General features: G+C 66.3%; 4 protein-coding genes. 3 read left to right on the top strand and 1 reads right to left on the bottom strand.

Going from position 1 to position 6,008, the window contains the following annotated elements; translation table 11 throughout:
- Nucleotides 1–142: 142 nt before the first annotated feature.
- Both acnD and prpF read left to right on the top strand, forming a co-directional pair.
- Entirely contained in the window at nucleotides 143–2,740 is a 2,598-nt protein-coding gene (gene acnD, locus P3W85_RS36480; protein ID WP_276268353.1) for a Fe/S-dependent 2-methylisocitrate dehydratase AcnD, read from the top strand.
- 77 nt (nucleotides 2,741–2,817) lie between these two features.
- Nucleotides 2,818–4,008, top strand: a complete 1,191-nt coding sequence (prpF, locus tag P3W85_RS36475) for a 2-methylaconitate cis-trans isomerase PrpF (RefSeq protein WP_276268352.1) — start codon at nucleotides 2,818–2,820, stop codon at nucleotides 4,006–4,008.
- A gap of 153 nt (nucleotides 4,009–4,161) precedes the next feature.
- Here prpF and P3W85_RS36470 read toward each other — a convergent pair whose 3' ends face one another.
- Nucleotides 4,162–4,620 (bottom strand): GNAT family N-acetyltransferase, encoded by a 459-nt coding sequence (locus tag P3W85_RS36470; protein ID WP_276268351.1) that lies wholly within the window; start codon nucleotides 4,618–4,620, stop codon nucleotides 4,162–4,164.
- Nucleotides 4,621–4,851: 231 nt separating this feature from the next.
- Between P3W85_RS36470 and P3W85_RS36465 the strand changes: the two genes are divergently transcribed.
- On the top strand, nucleotides 4,852–5,973 hold the full coding sequence (locus P3W85_RS36465) for an asparaginase (protein ID WP_276268350.1): 1,122 nt from the start codon (nucleotides 4,852–4,854) through the stop codon (nucleotides 5,971–5,973).
- Nucleotides 5,974–6,008: the final 35 nt, after the last annotated feature.

Below are 6,008 nucleotides of genomic sequence, written 5' to 3'. Positions count from 1 at the left end.
CTGAAGTTCGTGCCGATCAAGGATCGCAAGTAATCCGCCCGGCTGCCGGTTTGCTCCCCTGTACCGCCCGTGGGAGAGGGGGTAGCCGGCCGCGGAGCACGGCCGCTACCCCCTGATCGTCACTCTCTTTCTTCCCTACAAAATGAACACTGCAAACCGCAAACCGCTGCCCGGCACCCAGCTGGATTTCTTCGACACGCGCGCCGCGGTCGAGGCGATCCGGCCGGGCGCCTATGACAAGCTCCCGTACACCTCGCGCGTGCTGGCCGAGAACCTCGTGCGCCGCTGCGACCCAGCAACACTGACCGATTCCCTCAAGCAGATCATCGAACGCAAGCAGGAGCTGGATTTCCCCTGGTTCCCGGCACGCGTGGTCTGCCATGACATCCTTGGCCAGACCGCGCTGGTCGACCTCGCCGGGCTGCGCGATGCGATCACCGCCCAGGGCGGCGATCCGGCCAAGGTCAATCCGGTCGTGCCGGTGCAACTGATCGTCGATCACTCGCTGGCCGTGGAGTGCGGCGGCTTCGATCCCGACGCGTTCGCCAAGAACCGCGCCATCGAAGACCGGCGCAACGAAGACCGCTTCGACTTCATCAACTGGACCAAGAAAGCGTTCAAGAACGTCGAGGTGATCCCGCCAGGCAACGGGATCATGCACCAGATCAACCTGGAGCGGATGTCTCCGGTGATCCACGCGGTGGACGGCGTGGCCTACCCGGACACGCTGGTCGGCACCGACAGCCACACGCCGCACGTCGACGCCCTGGGCGTGATCGCGATCGGCGTGGGCGGACTGGAGGCCGAGAACGTGATGCTCGGACGCGCCTCGTGGATGCGGCTGCCCGACATCGTGGGCGTGGAGCTCTCCGGCAAGCGCCAGCCCGGCATCACCGCCACCGACATCGTGCTGGCGCTGACCGAGTTCCTGCGCAAGGAAAAGGTGGTCGGCGCCTATCTCGAGTTCCGCGGCGAGGGCGCCTCGAGCCTGACGCTCGGCGACCGCGCGACCATCTCCAATATGGCGCCCGAATATGGCGCCACCGCGGCGATGTTCTTCATCGACGAACAGACCATCGATTACCTGCGTCTCACCGGCCGCGACGACGCCCAGGTCAGGCTGGTGGAAACATATGCCAAGGAGGCCGGCCTGTGGGCCGATACGCTGAAGCACGCCGAATACGGGCGCATGCTGCAGTTCGACCTGTCGTCGGTGGGCCGCAACATGGCGGGCCCGTCCAACCCGCACAAGCGGCTGCCGACATCCGAGCTGGCCGAACGCGGCATCGCCGGCAAGTGGGAGGAAGTCCCCGGGCAGATGCCGGACGGCGCCGTGATCATCGCCGCGATCACCAGCTGCACCAACACCAGCAACCCGCGCAACGTGATCGCCGCAGCCCTGCTGGCACGCAATGCCAACGCGCGCGGCCTGACGCGCAAGCCGTGGGTGAAGAGCTCGCTGGCGCCGGGCTCCAAGGCCGTGCAACTGTACCTGGAAGATGCCAAGCTGCTGCCGGAGCTGGAACAGCTCGGCTTTGGCATCGTCGCCTTCGCCTGCACGACCTGCAACGGCATGTCGGGCGCGCTGGATCCGGCGATCCAGAAGGAGATCATCGAGCGCGACCTGTATGCGACGGCCGTGCTCTCGGGTAACCGCAACTTCGACGGCCGCATCCACCCCTACGCCAAGCAGGCCTTCCTCGCCTCGCCGCCGCTGGTGGTCGCGTACGCCATTGCCGGCACCATCCGTTTCGACATCGAGCGCGACGTGCTGGGCACGGACCAGGACGGCAAGCCGGTCCGGCTCAAGGACATCTGGCCGAGCGACGAGGAGATCGACGCGATCGTGGCCCAGAGCGTGAAGCCCGAGCAGTTCCGCAAGGTCTACGAGCCGATGTTCCGCTTCACCGTCGACAACGGCGAACAGATCAGCCCGCTGTACGACTGGCGTGCGCAGAGTACCTACATCCGCCGCCCGCCCTACTGGGAAGGCGCGCTGGCCGGCGAGCGCACGCTCCAGGGCCTGCGCCCGCTGGCCGTGCTGGGCGACAACATCACGACCGACCACCTGTCGCCGTCGAACGCCATCCTGCCGGACAGCGCCGCGGGCGAGTACCTGGCGAAGATGGGCCTGCCGGAGGAGGACTTCAACTCCTACGCCACGCACCGCGGCGATCACCTCACCGCGCAGCGCGCGACCTTTGCCAACCCGACGCTCCTCAACGAGATGGCGGTGATCGACGGGAAGGTCAAGAAAGGCTCGCTGGCCCGCATCGAGCCGGAAGGCCAGGTCGTGCGCATGTGGGAAGCGATCGAGACCTATATGGACCGCAAGCAGCCGCTGATCATCGTCGCGGGCGCCGACTACGGCCAGGGTTCCTCGCGCGACTGGGCCGCCAAGGGCGTGCGCCTGGCCGGCGTGGAAGCGATTGCCGCCGAAGGCTTCGAGCGCATCCACCGCACCAACCTGGTCGGCATGGGCGTGTTGCCGCTGGAGTTCAAGCCTGGCGTGAACCGCGCCACGCTAGGCATCGACGGCACCGAGACCTACGATGTGGTCGGCGAGCGCAAGCCCAGGGCCGACCTCACCCTGGTGATCCATCGCAAGAACGGCGAGCGTGTGGAAGTCCCCATGACCTGCCGCCTCGATACCGCGGAAGAAGTGTCGATCTACGAAGCCGGCGGCGTGCTGCAGCGTTTCGCGCAGGACTTCCTCGAATCGTCGAAGGCCGCCGCGTAAGCACGTACAGGCGTATCGTGCATCGTGTTCGGGCGGTACGGTGACGTACCGCCCGCTTTCACCAGGACAATATTTCCATGGCCCACGTACCCCAGATCAAGATTCCCGCCACCTATATCCGTGGCGGCACCAGCAAAGGCGTGTTCTTCCGCCTGCAGGATCTGCCCGAAGCCGCGCAGGTTCCGGGCCCGGCCCGCGATGCGCTGCTGATGCGCGTGATCGGCAGCCCGGACCCCTACGGCAAGCAGATCGACGGCATGGGCGCCGCGACTTCGAGCACCAGCAAGACGGTCATCCTGTCCAAGAGCAGCAAGCCCGGCCATGACGTCGACTACCTGTTCGGCCAGGTATCCATCGACCAGCCGTTTGTCGACTGGAGCGGCAACTGCGGCAATCTTTCCGCTGCCGTGGGGCCCTTCGCCATCAGTGCCGGGCTGGTCGACGCCAGCCGCATCCCGCACAACGGCGTGGCCACCGTGCGCATCTGGCAGGCCAATATCGGCAAGACCATCATCGGCCACGTGCCCATCACCAATGGCGCGGTGCAGGAGACCGGTGATTTCGAGCTCGATGGCGTGACCTTCCCCGCCGCCGAAGTGCAGCTGGAATTCTTGGACCCGGCGGCCGAGGAAGACGGCGCCGGCGGCGCCATGTTCCCCACCGGCAACCTGGTCGACGACCTGGAAGTTCCGGGTGTCGGCACGCTGAAGGCCACCCTGATCAATGCCGGCATCCCGACCATCTTCCTGAACGCGGAAGCCATCGGCTATAAGGGCACCGAGCTGCAGGACGCCATCAACGGCGATCCCAAGGCGCTGGCGATGTTCGAGACCATTCGCGCCCATGGCGCGGTGCGCATGGGCCTGATCAAACACGTCGATGAAGCCGCCACCCGGCAACATACGCCGAAGGTCGCCTTTGTCGCCAGGCCGGCCGACTACATTGCGTCCAGCGGCAAGCAGGTTGCCGCCGGCGACGTCGACCTGCTCGTGCGCGCCTTGTCCATGGGCAAACTGCATCACGCCATGATGGGCACGGCTGCCGTGGCCATCGGTACCGCCGCGGCGATCACCGGCACGCTGGTGAATCTGGCGGCCGGCGGCGGTGCGCGCACCGCGGTACGCTTCGGCCATCCCTCGGGCACCTTGCGGGTGGGCGCGGAGGCCAGCCAGGTCAACGGCGAATGGACCGTGACCAAGGCCATCATGAGCCGCAGCGCCCGCGTGCTGATGGAAGGCTGGGTGCGGGTGCCCGGCGACGCGTTCTGACCAATGCGTGCACAAAGGTGGGAACCTGCCTCCGGCCTGCGTGTAGTTCCATTTGATCCTATGTGTTCTGGCGACGCGTCATCTGCCAGCCCTTGAGGCTGCCACGTGGCTGACCGCATTGGCACGGCCCGGCTCCTGCCGGGCCGTTTTCGTTCAGGCTGCGGCAGGCGCCTTGACCACGAAACCCCGCTCGCGGTCGCCATCGAAACCGGCGGCCAGATAGAGCCGGTGCGCATCGTCGCGCTGCGCACCGGACAGCAGCATCGCCTTGCAGCAACCCGCCTGCCACGCCAGCGCCAGCACATGGCGCAGCATGGCCAGGCCGATGCCGCGCCCACGCCAGGCCGCGGCGGTCACCACATGCTCGAGCAGGCCGATGGGACGGCCCTGCAAGGGCAGGCTCGGAATGACGGCCAGCATGCAGGTGGCAACAAGCTGGTTTTCGCACTCCGCCACCACCAGGCGCACCGCCTCGCTCCCCAGCACCTGCGCTAGCGCCAGCGCTGCCGGGGAACCGTCGAAGTCCGGATCGCCGGGCCGGAGTTCCCGGTAAAGCCGCAGCAAGGCATCCAGGTCATCGTGCCGCGCGAGGCGAAAGATCGTGTTTGTCATGGCAGGCATTTTCTCCAGGGCTGGCATAGTTTGACCACCTTGTCGCGCAGCCCACCCTCGGGAAAACCCCATGTGCTCAATTGTCGACACATTTGCCCGCCCTCTCGTATAGTGCTCGGTCCGCCGGACTGGCACCTGTAAGATAGCACCTGTACGGCGGATTGCGTAGACCCGATAGACGACGCAGACACCCAAAAGGTGCTGCCCAGTCGTGCCTGTACGAGGAGAATCATGAAGCGTTTTGCCCGTCTCACCACCCTGAGTGCCCTGCTGCTCGCCGCCAGCCTGACCACCGGCGCCGCCCATGCCCAACTGGCGCCGAGCGCCGCCGCGCCGGCCCAGGCCAGCGCCCCCAGCGAAGCCCGCAAGGCCAATATCGTCATCATCGGCACCGGTGGCACCATTGCCGGCGCCGGCGCTGCCGCCACCAACACCGCGGCCTACCAGTCGGCCGTGGTGCCGGTGGACAAGATCATCGCCTCGGTGCCCGAGATTTCGAAGATCGCCAACGTCAAGGGCGAGCAGATCTTCCAGATCGGCTCGGAGAGCTTCAACAACGAACGCCTGCTCAAACTCGGCAAGCGCGTCTCCGAACTGCTCAAGCAGCCCAACGTGGACGGCATCGTGATCACCCACGGCACCGACACCATCGAGGAAACCGCCTACTTCCTCAACCTGACGCTGAAGAGCGACAAGCCGGTGGTGGTGGTGGGTTCGATGCGCCCGGGCACCGCGCTGGGCGCGGATGGCGCGCTCAACCTCTACGACGCCGTGCTGGTAGCCTCCAGCCCCGAGTCCAAGGGCAAGGGCACGCTGGTGGTGCTGAACGACGAGATCCAGACCGGCCGCGACGTCACCAAGAGCAACACCTTCAAGACCGAGACCTTCCGTTCGCCGTTCGGCCCGCTGGGCTACGTGGTGGAAGGCCGCACGCTGTACTTCCGCCTGCCCGCGCGTCCGCACACCATGCAGACCGAATGGGACATCGACAAGATCGACAAGCTGCCTGAAGTTGCCGTGGTGTACGCCTATGGCAACGTCAACCCGGCCAGCGTGGAAGCGGCGGTAAAGAACGGCGCCAAGGCCATCGTCTATGCCGCCACCGGCAACGGCAGCGTGGGCGACTACATGGTCGAACCGCTCAAGGCCGCGCGCGCCAAGGGCGTGCAGATCGTGCGCGCTTCGCGCACCGGCAGCGGCGTGGTGGTCCGCAATGCCGAGCAGCCGGACGACAAGTACGACTGGCTGGTGACCGACGACCAGCTGCCGCAGAAGGCCCGCATCCTGATGGCACTGGCGCTGACCAAGACCAGCGACACCAAGGAACTGCAGAAGATCTTCTGGAAGTATTGAACCAGGACGAGTACCTCGCGGAAGGCGGCCGCACC

The organism is Cupriavidus basilensis (genome assembly GCF_029335485.1).
Taxonomy (GTDB): Bacteria; Pseudomonadota; Gammaproteobacteria; order Burkholderiales; family Burkholderiaceae; genus Cupriavidus; species Cupriavidus basilensis_E.
Note: the sequence above shows the minus strand (reverse complement) of the source record. Positions and strands in the feature narration are given on the sequence as shown.

What these genes read in the sequence shown, in the direction of transcription:
- acnD (WP_276268353.1), top strand. Translation starts at nt 143, where the DNA reads ATGAACACTGCAAACCGCAAACCGCTGCCCGGCACCCAGCTGGATTTC.
- prpF (WP_276268352.1), top strand. Translation starts at nt 2,818, where the DNA reads ATGGCCCACGTACCCCAGATCAAGATTCCCGCCACCTATATCCGTGGC.
- P3W85_RS36470 (WP_276268351.1), bottom strand. Translation starts at nt 4,620, where the DNA reads ATGACAAACACGATCTTTCGCCTCGCGCGGCACGATGACCTGGATGCC.
- P3W85_RS36465 (WP_276268350.1), top strand. Translation starts at nt 4,852, where the DNA reads ATGAAGCGTTTTGCCCGTCTCACCACCCTGAGTGCCCTGCTGCTCGCC.